Origin of the sequence: Sphaerisporangium krabiense, assembly GCF_014200435.1 — a bacterium.
Lineage (GTDB): Bacteria > Actinomycetota > Actinomycetes > Streptosporangiales > Streptosporangiaceae > Sphaerisporangium > Sphaerisporangium krabiense.
In genome coordinates this window covers 996,038-1,013,208 of sequence record NZ_JACHBR010000001.1, presented here as the reverse complement: position 1 = coordinate 1,013,208, position 17,171 = coordinate 996,038, and the positions used below count along the sequence as shown (strand labels likewise).

14 protein-coding genes are annotated in these 17,171 nt (G+C 69.7%); 4 read left to right on the top strand and 10 right to left on the bottom strand.

The window, feature by feature from the left end:
- The first annotated feature begins 48 nt into the window (after positions 1 to 48).
- Positions 49 to 936 carry a VOC family protein gene (locus BJ981_RS04345; RefSeq protein ID WP_184608427.1) on the top strand — a complete coding sequence of 296 codons (888 nt, stop codon included), beginning with the start codon at positions 49 to 51 and terminating at the stop codon, positions 934 to 936.
- Between the two features lie 111 nt (positions 937 to 1,047).
- Here the strand turns inward: BJ981_RS04345 and BJ981_RS04340 are convergent, their stop codons facing one another.
- Positions 1,048 to 2,262 (bottom strand): cytochrome P450, encoded by a 1,215-nt coding sequence (locus BJ981_RS04340; protein WP_184608426.1) that lies wholly within the window; start codon positions 2,260 to 2,262, stop codon positions 1,048 to 1,050.
- Positions 2,263 to 2,517: 255 nt separating this feature from the next.
- On the opposite strand from BJ981_RS04340, the gene BJ981_RS04335 reads away from it, so the two are divergent.
- Positions 2,518 to 3,423 (top strand): hypothetical protein, encoded by a 906-nt coding sequence (locus BJ981_RS04335; RefSeq protein ID WP_204070469.1) that lies wholly within the window; start codon positions 2,518 to 2,520, stop codon positions 3,421 to 3,423.
- Positions 3,424 to 3,441: 18 nt separating this feature from the next.
- Here BJ981_RS04335 and BJ981_RS04330 read toward each other — a convergent pair whose 3' ends face one another.
- The 8 genes from BJ981_RS04330 to BJ981_RS04295 all read right to left on the bottom strand — a co-directional run bounded on the left by BJ981_RS04330 (position 3,442) and on the right by BJ981_RS04295 (position 10,371).
- A complete protein-coding gene (locus BJ981_RS04330) occupies positions 3,442 to 3,870 on the bottom strand; it encodes a CocE/NonD family hydrolase C-terminal non-catalytic domain-containing protein (protein WP_239139476.1) in 429 nt (142 codons plus the stop codon).
- 86 nt (positions 3,871 to 3,956) lie between these two features.
- On the bottom strand, positions 3,957 to 4,709 hold the full coding sequence (locus BJ981_RS04325; RefSeq protein ID WP_184608425.1) for an MBL fold metallo-hydrolase: 753 nt from the start codon (positions 4,707 to 4,709) through the stop codon (positions 3,957 to 3,959).
- Between the two features lie 145 nt (positions 4,710 to 4,854).
- Complete coding sequence (locus BJ981_RS04320) at positions 4,855 to 5,403, bottom strand: DUF8788 domain-containing protein (RefSeq protein WP_184608424.1); 549 nt, start codon at positions 5,401 to 5,403, stop codon at positions 4,855 to 4,857.
- Positions 5,400 to 5,858 carry a DUF8788 domain-containing protein gene (locus BJ981_RS04315; RefSeq protein ID WP_184608423.1) on the bottom strand — a complete coding sequence of 153 codons (459 nt, stop codon included), beginning with the start codon at positions 5,856 to 5,858 and terminating at the stop codon, positions 5,400 to 5,402. The genes BJ981_RS04320 and BJ981_RS04315 overlap by 4 nt, the downstream gene beginning before the upstream one ends.
- Positions 5,859 to 5,898: 40 nt before the next feature.
- Positions 5,899 to 6,681: a hypothetical protein gene (locus tag BJ981_RS04310; protein WP_184608422.1), complete on the bottom strand. Its 783-nt coding sequence runs from the start codon at positions 6,679 to 6,681 to the stop codon at positions 5,899 to 5,901.
- A 25-nt stretch (positions 6,682 to 6,706) separates the two neighbouring features.
- Complete coding sequence (locus tag BJ981_RS04305; RefSeq protein ID WP_184608421.1) at positions 6,707 to 7,213, bottom strand: DUF8788 domain-containing protein; 507 nt, start codon at positions 7,211 to 7,213, stop codon at positions 6,707 to 6,709.
- Positions 7,214 to 7,258: 45 nt separating this feature from the next.
- The gene (locus BJ981_RS04300; RefSeq protein ID WP_184608420.1) at positions 7,259 to 8,800 is read right to left on the bottom strand and encodes a phenylacetate--CoA ligase family protein; all 1,542 of its coding nucleotides are present in this window, start codon (positions 8,798 to 8,800) and stop codon (positions 7,259 to 7,261) included.
- Positions 8,797 to 10,371 carry a pyridoxal phosphate-dependent decarboxylase family protein gene (locus BJ981_RS04295; RefSeq protein WP_184608419.1) on the bottom strand — a complete coding sequence of 525 codons (1,575 nt, stop codon included), beginning with the start codon at positions 10,369 to 10,371 and terminating at the stop codon, positions 8,797 to 8,799. The genes BJ981_RS04300 and BJ981_RS04295 overlap by 4 nt, the downstream gene beginning before the upstream one ends.
- Positions 10,372 to 11,241: 870 nt before the next feature.
- Here BJ981_RS04295 and BJ981_RS04290 point away from each other — a divergent pair.
- Both BJ981_RS04290 and BJ981_RS04285 read left to right on the top strand, forming a co-directional pair.
- Entirely contained in the window at positions 11,242 to 12,072 is an 831-nt protein-coding gene (locus BJ981_RS04290) for a VOC family protein (protein WP_239139472.1), read from the top strand.
- Positions 12,073 to 12,342: 270 nt separating this feature from the next.
- Positions 12,343 to 14,277, top strand: coding sequence for a primary-amine oxidase (locus BJ981_RS04285; RefSeq protein WP_239139473.1), 1,935 nt, complete (start codon positions 12,343 to 12,345; stop codon positions 14,275 to 14,277).
- A 159-nt stretch (positions 14,278 to 14,436) separates the two neighbouring features.
- Here the strand turns inward: BJ981_RS04285 and rph are convergent, their stop codons facing one another.
- Complete coding sequence (gene rph / locus BJ981_RS04280) at positions 14,437 to 17,034, bottom strand: rifamycin-inactivating phosphotransferase (RefSeq protein WP_239139474.1); 2,598 nt, start codon at positions 17,032 to 17,034, stop codon at positions 14,437 to 14,439.
- Positions 17,035 to 17,171: the final 137 nt, after the last annotated feature.

The following is a 17,171-nucleotide window of genomic DNA, read 5'->3' as shown; positions in this document are numbered from 1 at the left end:
CCGGGCCGACCTTCGACCAACACCTCAACCGAATCAGGAGAGATGGGCATGACCGACATCAGTGCGCTCGGCTACGTGCGCGTCCGGGCGACCGACCTGGACGCGTGGCGCGCGTTCGCCTTCGACACCATCGGGTTCGCCGAAGGCGCCGGGCCGGAATCCGACGCCCTGTACCTGCGCATGGACGAGCGGCACGCCCGCATCGTGCTGCTGCCCGGCGAGGAGGACCGGGTGGAGGCCATCGGATGGGAGGTCCGCGACCATCTGGCGCTGCGGCGGGTCCAGGAGGCCGTCGAGGCGGCGGGCATCGCCACCAAGCCGCTGTCGCAGGAGGACGCGAACATCCGCCGGATCGAGGCGGGCATCGCCTTCGAGACCCCGGGCGGGACCCGGCTGGAGATCTTCCACGGTCCCGCGCTGGACCACAGCCCGCTCGGGACGAGGTTCGGCAACCGCTTCGTCAGCGGTGAGCTCGGCATGGGCCACGCGGTGGTGCCGGTGCGGGACCTGGAGGCCGACTACCGGTTCTACGCCGAGACCCTCGGCTTCCTGCCCCGCGGCGGGTTCCGCCTGCCGACGCCGCCCGAGTACGGCCCGGTCCGGATCCGGTTCATGGGGGTCAACGCCCGCCACCACAGCCTGGCGATCATGCCGACACCGGACCTCAAGGCGCCGGCGCTCGTGCACATCATGGTCGAGTGCGAGACCCTCGACGAGGTCGGCCAGGCCCTCGACCGCGTCATGGCGAAGGGCTACCACCTCTCCTCGACGCTGGGCCGGCACACCAACGACAAGATGGTCTCCTTCTACGTGCGGACCCCCGGCGGGTGGGACCTGGAGGTCGGCTGCGAAGGGATGCTCGTCGACGAGACCTCCTACACCGCCGAGGAGATCACCGCCGACAGCTACTGGGGTCACAAGTGGGACTGGAGCTGACCTCGCGCCCGTCCGCCCGGACGACCGCACCCTGACGAACACACCACGGCCCCGAAGGCAGAGAGCCTTCGGGGCCGTCGCGTTGGGGAAATCTCGACGAACAGGTCGCCGTCAACCGGCCGATGTGACGTGCAGGGTGAGCGGGCGCAGGACCAGGCCGTCGGTCCAGGGGATCGACTCGGGCGGGGTGGCCAGGCGCAGGGCCGGGCGCCGGACGGCCAGCGCCCGGACGGCCTCGGTCAGCTCGATCTTCGCCAGGGCGGCGCCGAGGCAGCGGTGCGGGCCGTGCCCGAAGGCCAGATGGGCGCGGGGGGCGGGGCCGGCGAAACGGTGGATGTCGAACCTCGACGGATCGGGGAACGCGCGCGGGTCATGGTTGGCCGCGTTCATGAGCGGCAGCACGACGGCGCCCTCGGCAAGGGTGCCGCCGGGGATGTCGGTGTCCCGTGTCATCCGGCGCATGAAGGGGTTGGCGGGCGGGCCGTCGTACCGCAGGACCTCCTCCACGGCGGTGGCCGCGAGCTCCGGATCCGCGACCAGTTCGGCCCACTGGGCGGGGTGCAGGAGCAGCCGCAGGACACCACGGGAGATCATCGCGGCCGTCGTCTCGTACCCCGCCGTGATCAGCGAGTACACGGCGTTCACCACCTCGGCCTCCGTCAGCCGGTCCTGCGCGTCCCTGGCCTGGATGAGCAGGTCGACCAGGTCCTCGCCCGGCGTGCGGCGGTGCCGGGCGACCAGCTCGGCGGCGTAGGCCAGCAGGTCGGTGTAGCCCTGATAGCGGGCCTGCTCGGTGGCCGTGGAGGTGGTGAGGAACATGGCGGTCCACCGGATGAACTGCTCGTGATGGCCCGCCGGCACGCCGAGCAGCTCGCAGATGACCTGGCCGGGGATCCGCATCGCGTAGGCCTGCACCAGGTCGAACTCCTCGCCGAGGCCGTCGAGGAGCGACCCCGCGATCGTGGCGATGCGGGGCCGCCACGGCTCGCTTCTGCGCGGGGTGAACGTGCCGGACAGGATGCGCCGGTAGCGGGTGTGCTCGGGCGGATCCTGGTTGATCAGGGAGACCGGGTCGTCGTCCATGGCGGTGCCGCTCACCATCCGCGGCAGCCCCGGTGAGCGCAGGTTACGGCTGGCGGTGGGCGCGGCCAGCACGGCCCGCACGTCGTCGTATCCGACGGCGACCGGGACGCGGTCGCCGCTCGGCAGGGTCGCGGGCGCCAGCGGCCCCGACTCCCGCCTGCGGGCGAACTCCGGGGACGGCGTCCCCAGGGGGCCCGGGACGATGTCCGGCCACGTCTCGTCTCGGTCAGGCTCGCCGGTCATCGCACCCTCCGCGATCCCTGGACGCCCGGAGGACGACCCACGGGGAACGTATGAGACGCCGTGACCCCCGTCAACACCGTTCGTGCCGGGGGTGCGCCGAAGCTATGCCGAAATTGGGATGAGGCGCGGGCAGGCGCCGGTCCGTACCATCCACCGTGACGACGAAGAGAGCGGCGGCTGTCCGTGCCGTGCTTGCCGGCGGCGCGTCCGCTCGGGAATGAGGTCCCGGTGAGTCGAACACGCGGTCTGTCTGTCGTGACCGTGCTCCTCGCGCTGGCACCGGCGGCGACGACCATCGCCGCCGCGGCGCCTGTCACGCGCTCCGCCGCGCCCTACTGTTACGAGGAACCGTCGCAGCCCACCGCGGACGTGAGCGACCTCAAGGCGAGGTTCACCTCCGCCAACTGGATGCAGACCCTGCAGGCGATGTACCAGCGCCGGTGGCCGAGCGGCCAGGGGCTGGCCGTCGCCCAGGTCAGGGACCAGTACTGGAACCAGTTCGTGCAGAAGAACAGCTTCGAGGCGTTCGCCGAGTCGATGATGGTGGCGATCCACGAGGAAACCCACATGTGGGACCTCGACCCGGCGCGGACCAGGTGGAACGTGTACACCGCGGCCTGGATCAACGCCTCCCGGCAGGACACGACGGTGCCGCTGTACGACGGCTTCCCCCGCAAGGAGATCCTCCCGCTGATCAAGGACCGGCTCAGCGACTCCATGGACGGCATCTACCTGCGCGACCAGACCCAGGGCGAGTACCACCTGCAAGGCGTCCTGGCCGAGCTGAACGCGGGCCTCATGGGCCTGCCCGCCGTGACGGTCGTCCAGGAGTACATCAAGGGCATCGGAGCCAGCAACGCCCGCGACATCGCCGCCACCAACCTGCGCTACCTCCTCCTCTACCTCCGCGTCGCCAAGGACCGCCACCCCGACTACTGGACCAAGATCAAGAACGAGCCGAAACTCCGCACCCTGGTCCTCACCCAGTGGCTCCGCACGGCGTACTGGCTGGAGAAGTCGGCCCCCTACACCGGCAAGCTGGGCGGCCCCAACGCCGACAAGATCACCCAGACCAACTACGCCCCCGAGAACCTCGCCATCCTGGAGGAGTTCACCGGCGCCAGAGTCCGCACCGACGCCCAGAAGAACTGCACCATCTGACGCCGGACGCGTGTCCTGCTACCTGTTCGCCGTCGTGGTGCCCTTCGTGAACGGGAGAACGAGGCGGGAGGGGTGGGCGGCGTCGCGGTGGATCTTGTGGGTGACCGGGCGGCCTACCGGGAGGTGGAAGGCGTCGGGAGGGAGGAGGGAGTTGTGGGCGTCGGATAGGGGCTCGTTGTTGGACAGTTCCGCCAGGAGGCGATGGCCGGGGAGGAGTGTGGCCGCGAACGGGTAGAGGCGGAGGACGTACTCCTCGACCTTTCCGGGTTCCACCGGGACGGCGCGGGTGTGCGGGTGGTACGGGTTGCCCTCGGTCGTCCGGTCGTCCAGTTCGCGGTGCGACGCCTTGAGGAAGCCCGTGGTGATCAGTTGGCGGGCGCCGCTCGGGGCGACGTCCCACAGGCGCAGGAGGAAGTTCGTGTCCTCCTGGTCGATCTCGGCGAACAGGTGCGCCGCGCCGGCGCCGATGAGCTCGGTGGACTCCTCGAACGGCTCGGTGCTCCAGCCGATCGGCCGCCGCTGAGCGCGCGGCGTCAGGCGGGCGTCAAGGTGACCGGCCGCCCCGGAGCGGGGGAGACGAGCAGGTGGTCGAGGCCGGCCTCGGAGAAGGCGGTGTGCACGTCCGCCGTGTTCTCGGTGAAGTGGCTCCAGCCCTCGACATGGAGCGGCACGACGTGCCGGGGGTTCAGCAGGCGCGTGGCGGTCACCATCTCGGCGGCGTTCAGGGTGAGCCGCTCGTCGAGCATGGGGACGCGGACGGCGCCGCCGAACAGCAGCGCGACGTCGATGGCCGGGAACCGCCCGGCGATGAGCTCCACGTACTCCAGCGACGCGTTGTCCCCGCTGACGTAGACGGTGGGGAGGCCGGCGCCGGTGAGCACGAAGCCGGTGACCTGACCGACGATGGGCTCCGACCCCGGCGGGCCGTGCAGGGCGGGAACGGCGGTGACGCGGACCCGGCCGACGTCGTGATGCTCCCAGGGGTGCAGGGGAGTGGCGCCGGTGTTCGCGGCGGCGTCGGGTGTGCTCAGGGTCAGCGGCGCGGCGGACATCGCCTCGCGGCCCAGCTTGTCCAGGTTGTCGGGATGCTGGTCGTGGCTGAGCAACACCAGGTCCACCTGGCCGATGTCGTCAAAGGAGAGGGCCGGGCCGATGGACTTGGTGAGCGTGAGCGGCCCGGCGGAGTGGTCTCCCGGCGGATCGAAGGTCGGATCGGTGAGGATGCGCAACCCGCCGAGTTCCAGCAGGGCCGTCGGACCGCCGATCACGGTGATGATCGTCGTCATGAGCAGCTCCGTTTCGCCGCGCCGTCGAGCATCGTGCGAACTACGTTAGCCGAACGGGACGCGGGCCGCCGGTCATGGCCGCCGCCGGGCGGTGGCCATGACCGGCCGTCTTCACCACGCCACGTTCGCCGATCCCGGGGGACCGTCAGACGGGCAGTACCCGCAGGGCGGGGTAGCGGACCGAGTTCAGGTACAGCTTGTCGGTGCCGTGTTCCTTCTCCAGCTCCAGGACGAACCGGTAGCGGTAGACGCCCGGCTTGGCGTCGCTCATCACCGCTCCGGCCCAGTAGTAGTAGACGGCGGTGTACTGGTCGCGCATCCGGTCGGGAGCGCCGTAGACCTTGAGTTCGGTCATGATCCGGCGCTCGGCGACGTCGTCCTCGTCGCCCTTCTCGATGTCCAGGAAGACCAGGTTGTTGATCTTCGGCATCGGGGGCCAGGTGCCGTCCGGACGGCGGTGCATGTCGATCGGGCGGATGATCCAGTTGATCACCTGCCCCTGCTTGCAGATGGTCTCCAGATGGTCGCCGCCCTGCCCGACCCCGCCGACGCTGTTGTCCATCATGTAGAGGCAGCCGTCCAGGGACTTGGTCGCGGCGGCCTTCTCCATGTCGATGAGGGTCACCACGTTCAGCTGGACGGAGTTGAGCTGGCCGCGGTCGGCGAAGTCCGTGGCCGCGTACGCCTGGGTCATCGGCCTTCCTTTCCTTCGTCGGCGTGGCCGGTGAGGGCCGGCCGTGCGGTGGGGGTGAACGGCGTGGCGACGGTGCCGAGCAGGAACGAGAGCCGGTAGGGCACCGGCGTGGTGAGGTCCTGCTTGACCTCGGCGGTCCAGAACACGATGTCGGTGTCGGGGTACACCTTCCGCGTGGGCTCGGCGATCTTCGGGTCGATCTCGATGTCGGCGAGGGCCACGTAGGTCTCGCACTCCAGCGGGATCACGTTCCACAGCAGGGTGTCGCCCTTGCGGACCCGGCTGTGCAGCTCGGGAGTGCCGAAACCGGAGGACCCGGCGGCCTTGTTGGTGTCGTAGAGATAGAGGTTGTCGTCCAGGTTCTCCGACGCCAGCGCGGCCACGGGGTCGACCACGGCGGTGATCGTCACAGGCCGTGCGGGCCGGTGTTCGGACTGGCGGTTCCTCGGGGGCATGCGGCTCCTCTGTTTCGAAGATGCTCCGGCTCGGGCCGGGTCAGCCGGCGGGAGGGAAGGCGGGGAGGGGGAGGACGCCCAGTCCGGCGCCGGTGAAGGCGTTGCGCTTGGGGTCGCTGGTGATCTTGAGGCTGGACTCGCAGGTCAGGTCCACGGACTGCCAGACCAGCTCGTTGTTCTGCTCGACCAGCTCGTGCAGCTGGACGTGCATCGTGTACGGGTAGACCCCCGGCCGGCTCGTGTCCACGGTCGCGGCCCAGTACCAGCCGTCGTAGACCATGTCGGGCGACCCGTACTGGGCCGGATAGATGATCTTCTCGCTGACGGCCTGGCCGGTGATGTCGGTGATCACCGGGGCCGGATAGTTGTACGCGGCGGCGCTGGTGGTCGTACTCCCGGTGACGTCCAGCAGCTTGGTCGCGGTGAGGCCGCGCCCGCCGGCCTGCTTGCGCGGACGCCTGCCGACCCGCTGCTTCAGCCGCGTGAGCTCGGCGCCGCTCGCCTCGCCCTCGCCGCCGAGCGCGGCCAACTGCTGCAGCGTGCGCTGGTCATGGGCGCGTTCCCGCTCGGCCAGGTAGTTGCGCGGCACCGTCGGGGGAATCGCCCCCAGCGCCGCGGGCAGCCAGTTCAGCACCTGCTCGGTCGCCTGCGACCCGTCGAGGAAATAGGTGCCGGGCACGATCGTCACCAGATCGCCGGTGCCCTCCCCGGTCGAACCGAGGAACTTCATGTTGTCGAACCAGTATGTGTTGCCGTCGAGCGACCGCGTCCGAAGCGCGTTCTCGACGTCGAACAGCACGATGATCCCGTGTTGCTGGGCCATGAAACCGCCTTTCGCAGAACCTGGCTCACACGCGCAGCAGCGCGGGCGAGTCGATGTGCAGCACGCTGTTGGGTCCTTCGTGGAGCTTGAGCGAGAGCCGGTACCGGTACGGCACGCCGGGCACCATGGAGTAGGGCACGACGCCCTCCCACACCAGCAGGTCGTGGTTCTCGTGCCCGTTGGAACCCGTGGCGTCGGGCGCGGGAACGGCGGGGGGCGGCTCCACCGGGTACGCCGGTGCGGGCGGTGCCGGCGGCACGGCCGGGTCGTCCGAGTCGGCCGGGGGCGGGACCGCCGCGCCCGGCAGGAACTCGATGGCCTGGATCTCGACCGGCGTCTGCACGTCCACGTGGATCGGCGTCCACTGGACGACCTGCCCCGGCACCACCGCCGTGATGAGGTCGGGGGTGCCCTGGTGCCGGCTCCCCGCCACGCTGTCATCGATCAGCGAGATGTTGCCGTTGTGCAGCGTCCGGTCGGACAACGCCCCGACGGCGTCGACCATCACGACGATGCTGACCTTTTGCTTCATCCATCCTCCTTGTCGGATTTCCTGGGCTCGGGGGGCGCCACGTGCTCAGCCCCGGTCCCTGACCAGCGGCGTTTTGCCGACGGTGGTCCGCTCGATCTGCGGCGAGGAGGGGGGCACGAACACCAGCCGGAACTCGTATCCGGTCTGCTCGATGGCCACCGCGTTCGCCTCCCGGTCGTTGAAGAGCGACAGAGAGCTCGGCAGCGCCTGCGTGAACAGCCGCCGCGTCCCGCTCGTGCCGAGGGTGCGCTCGACGGCCGCGCTCGTGCCCTCGGCGTCGTCCACCGCCGCCAGCAGGGTGAGGGTCCGGTCCTCACGGTGGTTGTGGAACTGGACCTCGTGGGCGACCAGGTCCAGGTCGACGCCGGACGCCGAGCGCAGCCGCGCGCGCAGGGCGGCGTAGGCCAGCGTCGCCGAGTACTGGCTGTCGTTGAGGTGCAGCACGTCGGCGGTGCGCCCGGCGAACTCGAACCGCTCGGTGCGCAGCCCCGGCCCGTCCAGGGCGGGGCGGCGGATCATCCGGTCGCCGAGCTTGAGCCGGAGCAGCGGCGTCTCGTCGGCGTGCAGCCGGGTGACGACCAGCTCGCCCTCCTCGCCCTCGGCGACGGCACGGCCGTGCTCGTCCACGATCTCCACCAGGTGCAGCCCCGGCACGGAGGAGAGCGCCGGCGAGGAGTGGTCGAGCTGGAGCCCGACGCACTCGGCCTGGGTCGCGGCGAAGTAGCTGAGGATCGACACGTTGGGGAAGAACGCCTGCAGCTCGTCGCGCTTGCGCTGCGGAAGGGAGCCGCTGCCGTACATGGCGACCCGGAAGCTCGCCCTGGCCTGCGGCGTCAGTCCCGCGCCGAGTTCGGGCAGCAGCGCGATGCTGGCGGTGATGCCCATCAGCGCCTTGTGACCGGGGTAGGAGAACATGTGCTCCAGCACCGGTGCGCTCACCGGTCCCGCGCCGATGTAGTTGACTCCCGGGACCTGGGACAGGACGCCGCCGACCATGGTCCCGCTGCTCCACATCTGGTAGTCGGCCAGCGTGGTGAACAGCCAGCGCGGCGCCGGGCCACGCAGGTAGCGGCCGAGCTGGTAGGCGCCCATGAACGCCCCGGCGATGCGGTAGGTGTCGCGCAGCTCCCGCAGGGAGTACACGATCTCCAGGGGCATGCCGTCGCCGGTGCCGCCGCTCGCGACCACCTCGAACCCGCCGCGGTCGAGCGGCACGACCATCCCGGCCCGCGCGCCCATGAACATGTCCCGCTGCACGGTCTTGTCCGAGAGCGGGATCCGCTCCCACTCGGACATGTCGGCGGGGGCGTCGCGAATCCCGAAGTAGTGCAGCCGCTCGCGCCACAGCGGGTTGAGCAGGGCGATGCCGACGAGCTGCTGGAGCCGGCGGAACACCAGCGCGTTCTGCAGGTCGAGCGGGGACTCGCAGTACGGGGTCCCGATGAGCCGCCCGCACTCCTCCAGCTTGTCGCTGAACGATGGCAGCCGTGTGACGTCGTCCACGGAGCGGGGCCGCAGCTCCTCCTCCGGGATCAGCCGTGCCGCCAGCTCCGCTGCGGCGGCGATGTCCAGATCCGTCATGGTCATGAATGACTCCCCTTGCGCTGGTCGTGCCGGGCCGTGGCGCTCGCGCGCAGCACCCGTTGCCCGATGTCCCTGATTTCGGTGATGAGCATGGCCAGGTGGTCGGCGTTGATCAGGTGGTTCATGACCACCACGCGCAGCGCCGCCGTCCCGTCGATGTCGACCTTGGAGATGAAGAAACGCCCGCCGTCCCGGATCCGGTTACGGATCTCCAGCTGCAGCCGGTGCACGGTCGCCGGGTCCAGGCCGTCCGGCCGGTACCGGAAGCACAGGATGTTCGACTCCGGTTCGTGCGCGACGGCGAAGTCCGGCTCGGCGGCGACCATCTCGTGCGCCTGCCGGGTCACGGCGCACAGCCGGTCGATCTTCTGTGCGAACAGCGCGGGCCCGTAGACCGACCAGACCGTCCAGAGCGGCATGATCATCGGACGTTTCGTGCACTCGAAGTTCTTGTCCGCGCTGTCGTAGGCGCTGTAGACGTCCGGTTCGTCGTCGAAGACGTAGCTGGCACGCTGCCGGAACGCGCCGCGCGCCGCCGCCTTGTCGCGGTAGAAGAGCAACGTGCACGGCGCCGGCATGAACAGCATCTTGTGGGCGTCCCAGGTCAGCGAGTCGGCCTGCTCGATGCCGCGCAGCCGGTGCCGGTGCCGGTCCGACAGCAGCAGGCTCGCGCCGTGCGCCCCGTCCACGTGCAGCCAGAGCCCGTACCGGCGCGCCAGGGCCGCGAGCTCCTCCAGCGGGTCGAACGCGCCCATCGACGTGGTCCCGGCCGAGGCCACCAGGCAGAAGGGTCGCAGGCCACGCCGGTGCGCCTCGTCCAGCACCGGGGCGGCCAGATCGGGGCGTATCCGCCCGGCCCGATCGACGGGCAGCCGGATGATCTGCCGTTCCCCGATGCCGAGCACGCCCGCCGCCCGCGTCACGCTGTAGTGGGCCTCCTCGCTGACCGCGATGGCGGGGCGCCCGGGCGTGCTGTCGGCGCCGGCCGTCCAGATCTGCGGGAAGGCGCGGTTGCGGGCGGCCAGCAGCGCGGTCATGTTGGCCAGGGAGCCCCCGGAGGTCGTCACCATGGCGAACCGGTCGCGGTCCCAGCCGATGAACCGGTTGAGCTCCTCGGCCATGAGCCGCTCGGCGACGTTCGGGAGCTGCCCGGCCTCATAGAAGGAGGAAGGCTGGTTGACCACGGAGCCGACCAGGTCCATGAGGCTGGCCAGTGGCACCACGCCGGAGAACTGCCGCCCCATGTAGCCGGGTGAGTGGACCGGGATGCCGGTCTCCGTGTACAGGTCGACGATCTGGTTCACCCGATCGGCGTCGAAGTCGGCGATGCCCTGCCGTTCGAGGGTCATCAGCTCCCGCGCGGCCTTCAGCAGCGTCTCCGGGTGCTGGAGGTCGAGTCCCCGGACCGACCGGTCACCCAGATACGTCGTCAGGCGGCTGACGATGTCCGCGGCGCCGTCGTGGAAACGTCCGGGGTCGAAGGCCGCGGTGAGGGCCGGCGTGGGTGGCTGGGTGCTTTCACCGGTCGCCGGCTTCGGAAAGGAACTCTGGACATCGGAAAGCGAACTCGTCACGGAGGGGACTCCAAAATGATCCGGAGCCGAGAAACGTTCATATGATCGCGTTCGGCCGGGAATTTGGGCATGGTGAATGCAATTCCCGGGCGATCATATAAAGGTTCTCGCGAATAAATGGTGATCTGCGGTGAAACGTCGAGAGAGGACAAGTTCCTCGGCATTCGAGGCACGAGGCCCAATTCGTGCCCTTGCTGACCCGCCTTGACTGGTTGAATCGGTCCAATGTCCGGACTGAATGTCGATCCACGGCGGTGGCGGGTGACGCGAGGGGAGTCTTAACTCTCTGGTAACGCTACGTTCAAGCAGTTCGAGCCGGTTCGGTGGAGATGTCGTCGACGATCAGGACCGGGTGGATATCCATCGTGGGTGAATCACGGTGAATCCGACCTTACTCTCACCTGTCGCACACGGCGGCACGCTTGTCATGTAGACGACCTAATCATTGATGACAGGGCTGACGCAAGTCCTCAGATGCAGATGGAGTGACAGATTCGTGTCACTGGCACACATGGTGCGGTACATGGGGAGATGTTCTGTTAGTCCTGGTTTTTCGGAGCTTATGAGATTTTCTCATGAATCTGGATCAAGCTCGGTGTTCAGGGGCGCCGGCCCGGCGGCTGATCGCGTAAAAGGGACACCTTCGGCGTGTCTGGTTGTATTTGCCGAAATGTTGTAAAGCGCCCAGTGGGGTGATATATCCGCCTTCTCCGGCGTGTCTACGCGAAAGGGGGCATGTCAGGCAGTCTCGGGCGGTGTCCGTCCCGCCGGCCGGGCGACGCCGTCCAAAACCTGTGGAGGACCGTCGCCGGGCATGCCACCATGGCCGGTGCTCACCGTCCGCACGGCGGGACCTCGTTCTCTCCATGGGTGCGGACGACGGGCCCTGTCTGCGGCTTTGGATCGGCGGAGGTACGGGCCAGAATGAAGTGTCATCTCCACGCGCTCTGTTTCGACGCGCGCGACCCGCTCCGGCTCGCGCGCTTCTGGGCCGGCCTGCTGGACTGGGAACAGGTCGACGACCCTGAGGACGGCGTCGCGCTCCTGCCGGGCGACGACACCGGATTCCGGATCCGGTTCCTCGCGAGCCAGGAGGAGAAGGCCGGCCAGAATCTGATGCACTTCGATCTGACCAGCACGTCCCTCGAGGATCAGCGGCGGACGGTGGCGAGGGCGCTCGGGCTCGGCGGCCGGCACATCGACGTCGGCCAGCGCCCGGAGGAAGGGCATGTCGTGCTCGCCGACCCCGAAGGCAACGAGTTCTGCGTCATCGCGCCAGGCAACGGCTTCCTCGCCGACTGCGGATTCATCGGAGCTCTCGCGTGTGACGGTTCGCAGCAGGTCGGGTACTTCTGGAGCGAGGCGCTGGGCTGGCCGTTGGTCTGGGACCAGGACCAGGAGACCGCGATCCGCTCACCGCACGGCGGCCCCAAGATCACCTGGGGCGGCCCGCCGCCGATGCCGAAGAGCGGGAAGAACCGGCTGCATTTCGACCTCGTCGTCGACGGCGATCAGCGGGCGGAGGTCGACCGTCTCATCTCCCTGGGCGCGACGCGGATCGACATCGGCCAGGGCGAGGTCGGCTGGACGGTCATGGCCGATCCCGATGGCCATGAGTTCTGTGTCCGGGCGGCCGGGGCCTCTCGCGCTCGCCGTCCTTCTGGGGGACAATCGGTCACGGCTCCCCCGCACTGGGGCTGATGTTCACCCTCGTCGGCTTCGCGTCGGCGGCGGTTCACCGAGACGAGGCCAAGGACCCGGCACCATCCCGCGGGCCATCTGCGCCGCGGTCATCATGATCGCACTCTTCTGCACCTTCACCGGCTGGGAGTTCGTGATGGGCGTCGAAGACCACTCGTCCAAGCCCCGGTTCGCTGCGCGCCGGGCGGCCCATGGCCTCCGCGACGGTCGTCGAGAGCGTCGAGCCGAGCGGCACGACGCGGTCCCCCGAGAGAGGATCCCATGACCACCGTGACCACCCCGGTTTCCAGCCTCACCGCGACCGAGATCGAACGCACCACCGCCCTGGTGCGCGAGGCGGGCCTCGCCGGCGAGAGCGTCCGCTTCGTCTACGTCGGCCTGCTGGAGCCGCACAAGCAGGAGGTGCTCGCGTTCCGGGCCGGCACCGGGCCGAGGCCCGACCGCCGGGCGCGGGTGCTGCTGCTCGACACCGCGACCGGCGCCGCCCGGGACGTGACCGTCGACCTCACCGCAGGAGCGGTCGCCGCGATCGCCGAGGTCGACGGCGCCCACGGCGGGATGCCGATCCTGGTCGAGGAGTTCGTGTCGGTCGACGGGATCCTCGCCGAGGAGCCGGCCTGGGTCGACGCGCTCGCCAAGCGCGGCCTGACCCCGGAGCACGTGAGATGCGCGCCGCTCTCCGCCGGCGCCTTCGACCTGCCCGGCGAGGAGGGCAGGCGGATCATCCGGGTGCTCTGCTTCGCCGCCCTCGCCCCCGACGATCACATCTGGGCGCACCCGGTGGACGGGCTGAGCGCCTACGTCGACCTCGTTGGGAGAAAGGCGACCGAGGTCATCGACGTCGGCGTCTTCCCGCTGCCGGAGGAGCCGAGCAGGTTCCACCTCCCGCAGGGGCGCCCGGCGCCGTTGGAGACCCTCCGGCCCATCGAGATCACCCAGCCCGACGGGCCGTCGTTCCAGGTCGAAGGCGACCGGATCACCTGGGCGAACTGGTCCTTCAACTTCGGGTTCGACGCCCGCGAGGGCCTGGTGCTCCACCACCTGGCCTACGCCGACCCCGACCACGACGGCGAGGTCCGTCCGATCGTCTACCGCGCCTCCATCGCCGAGATGGTGGTGCCGTACGGCGACCCGGCGCCGGTCCGGTTCTGGCAGAACTACTTCGACACCGGCGAGTACCTCTTCGGCCGGTTCGCGAACTCGCTCACCCTGGGCTGCGACTGCCTCGGCGAGATCCACTACGTCGATGTCGACCTGGCCGACGAGGCCGGCGACGTGCAGCGGATCCCCAACGCGATCTGCCTGCACGAGGAGGACTACGGCACGCTCTGGAAGCACACCGACATCTACACCCCGAACTCGGCCGAGGTCCGCCGCCAGCGCCGCCTGGTGATCTCGTTCTTCACCACGGTCGGCAACTACGACTACGGCTTCTACTGGTACCTCTACCTCGACGGCAGGATCGAGTGCGAGGCCAAGCTCACCGGCATCCTCTTCACCTCGGCCTACCGCGGGCTGGAAGAGTGGCCCTACGCCAGCGAGGTGGCCCCGGGCCTCGGCGCCCCGTTCCACCAGCACCTGTTCAGCGCTCGCCTCGACATGATGGTCGACGGCGTCCGCAACGCGGTCGAGGAGGTCGACGCGGTCCGGGTGCCGGTCTCGCCGGAGAACCCGTACGGCAACGCCTTCAGCTACGCCAGGACCCGGATCACGAGCGAGGCCGAGGGGGTGCGCAGCGCGGACGCCTCGGTCGGGCGGACCTGGCACGTCGTGAGCACCGAGCGCACCAACCGGCTCGGCCGGCCGACCGGCTACGTCCTGCGCGCCGAGCAGAACCCGACGCTGCTGGCCGACCCCTCCTCGTCGATCGCCGCGCGGGCGGCGTTCACCACCCGGGACCTGTGGGTCACCCGGTACGCGCCCGAGGAGCGGTACGCGGCCGGCGAGTTCGTCAACCAGAACCCCGGCGGCGACGGCCTGCCGGCGTACGTCGCGGGCGACCGTCCCCTGGACGGCGAGGACGTCGTCCTGTGGCACACCTTCGGCGTGACCCACTTCCCGCGCCCCGAGGACTGGCCGGTGATGCCGGTCGACCACGTCCGCTTCTCCTTGACGCCCTACGGCTTCTTCGACCGCAACCCCACCCTCAACGTCCCCGCCACCACGACCGACCACTGCGAGGGCCACCCTCACCACGCCGACTGAGCGGCGAGGACAGACAGGTACCGGTGGCCGGGGGGCACTCCCCGCGGGCGGCCGCACGGTCGCCCGCAGGGGTCCATCCCCGCGAACATGAAGGCCATCGGATCGCGTCCGGGCGCGAGGCGGCCCGAACGCACCCCTCGACCCTGCCGACGGGATGGCTCAGGCGAGGATCTCGACGTAGCCCTCGGTTCCGTGGACGCGGATCCGCTGACCGTCCCGGATCAGCCGGGTGGCCTGCTCCACGCCCACGACGGCCGGCAGGCCGTACTCGCGGGCGATCACCGCTCCGTGTGTCATGAGGCCGCCCACCTCCGTCACCAGTCCGGCGACGCCGACGAACAGGGGGGTCCAGCTGGGGTCGGTGTAGGCGGTGACCAGGATGTCGCCCGGCTCGAGGTCGGCCCGCGCCATGTCCGTGACGACGCGGGCACGGCCCTCGACGGTGCCGGCGGAGACGGGGAGGCCGGGCAGCGCGCCGGGCGGGGCGTCGTCACGCCGGTAGCGGCCGGTGACGACCTCGCCGTCCGATGTGAGGATCCGGGGCGGGGTGAGCGCCTCGTACGTGCGGAACGCCTCCCGCCTTTCCCGGACGAGTTCGGCGTCCACCTTGTTGGTGCGCACCACTTCCTGCAATTCCTGGAACCTGAGGAAGAAGATGTCCTCTTTCTCGCGCAGGGTGCCGGACCTGACGAGTCGATCGGCCTCCCGCAGCAATGCCTGCTTGTAGGCGAAGTAGCGGCTGACCATGCCGTACTTGGGGTATTCCCGGTATCCCGCGAAGGTGCGGACGCGGTCGATCATCCGCTTGGTCTCCTCGGCCTTCTGCTCCCCGTCGGGCAGGGCGCGCAGTCGCGTCAGCAGCTCCTGCTCCTTCCGTCGTGACTCCTCGCGTCCTTGTTCGAAACGTCGCTCGCCGGCGCCCGGCTCGAAGTTCTTGATATTGCCGAGAATGGTGGGCATCAACGTGGCGGGATTCTCGCTCCAGCGGGTTCTGGTGATGTCGATCTCGCCGGCGCAGCGCATGCCGTACTCGTCGAGGTAGCCGCGAATGGCGTCGCGTGCCTCCCGTCCGCCCGTCAGCCCCGCCAGCTCGTCCAGGAAGCCGTCGCCCTCGCGGCCTTCGTCCACGACCCGGTGCAGGAACGCCACGACGTCCGCGTGCGGCCGGATCACGTCCGCGACGTCGAGGAGTGCGAGCCCCATCTCCGAGGTGACGTTGTGGGCGACGGACTGCGTGAGCACGTCGGCCGCGTTCTTCTCGCCCAGCCACGTCTCCAGGTGGTCATTGAGCCACCAGGCCGCCTCCATCCCCGTCATGATCGCCTGATGGCTGCGCGGACTGAACAGGATGCGCTTCAACTCCGCGATGTCGGCCAGGATGAAGTCGAGCAGCGCCGGCCCGGACAGAGCCTGGATCTCGCGCCGCAGGGTGGCGACGGACGCCTCACTGTCTCGGATCAGCTCGGTGACGACGGCCGGATCGGTCTCGATCGGGGCGGCCGGAGCACCGGCGGGCGCGGCGCCGGGATTCTCCTCCGAAATCGAGGGGATGAAGTCGCCGCGGTCCAGGAGCGACTGGAGCGCGTCCCGAATCAGCGGGTCGGACTTCCCCAGGGTTCCGATGAGCATGGCGCGGCCCGCCGGTGTCGCGAGGATGGGGGCCACGTCGACGAACAACCGTCCGCCCGCCTCGTGCATCGGCCGTGGCGTCGTCAGCTGCCACACGGACAGTCCCAGCGGCTTCATCGCGTCGGTCATCATCTGCTGGTGACCGACGGAGACGTAGACGTGGTTCTCCTGGTCGTCTGTCTCGGGGACGGGGAACAGCGTGGTGATCGCCCGGCTCTGGACGATGTGGAAGTCGTCGCCGGCCAGGCACCACTCGATGTCCTGGGGCCGCCCGAAGTGCGCCTCGATCCGCCGGCCCAGCCGCACCAGGCGCAGAACCTGTTCCTCCGTCAGAGCCGGCTGTGTCTGCCGCCCCGGCTCGATCGCCGCGTCCTCGGTCCCGCCTCCCGGCGACGCCTGGACGGACCGCGGCTTGGTGGCGATCGCCGTGCCGACGACCTGGTCGTCGCGCACCGTGTAGACGTCCCCGGCGACCAGACCGGAGACGAGCGCCTCGCCCAGCCCCCAACCGGCCTCCACGGTGGCGATCTTGCGGTTCGAGGTCACGGGATCCGCGGTGAACAGGATCCCGGCCGCGTCCGGGAACACCATCCGCTGGACGACCACGGCCATCCGCACCTTCCGGTGGTCGTAGCCGTTACGGCACCGGTAGGTCACCGCCCGCTCGGTGAACAGCGAGGCCCAGCACCGCCGGACGTGCAGAAGGATCTCCTCCAGGCCCACGACGTTCAGGTACGAGTCCTGCTGGCCGGCGAAGGACGCGGTCGGCAGGTCCTCGGCCGTCGCGCTGGACCGCACCGCGTAGGAGTCGCCCTCCCCGAGCCGGGCGAGCGCTCCGCCGATCGCCGCCACGAGATCGCCGGGCACCGTGACGCCTTCGACGACACGGCGGATGTCCGCGCTCAGGGCGCGGATCGCCGCGTGGTCATCCGGTGTCACGCGCGACAGCAGGTCGAGCTGAGCGCCGATCGACGGCACCTCGCCCACGACCCGCTGAAAGGCCTCCGTCGTGACGCAGAACCCGTCCGGCACGCGGACGCCGTCGACCCGCGAGAGCTCACCGAGGTGCGCTCCCTTCCCGCCGACCTCCGCGACATCCGTCGAGCCGATCTGCTGGAAAGCCGTCACGTAACCCAATTCCGTTGCCCCCATCGCTCGTCCGGTCGGTTCGCGAGGGGCAAGTATGAACCACTTTCCGAAGCCTCATGAGGCGCGCCGGTCTGCTATAAAGTGAAAGTGGCGGCAGGTGTCACCCACCGCGCGCA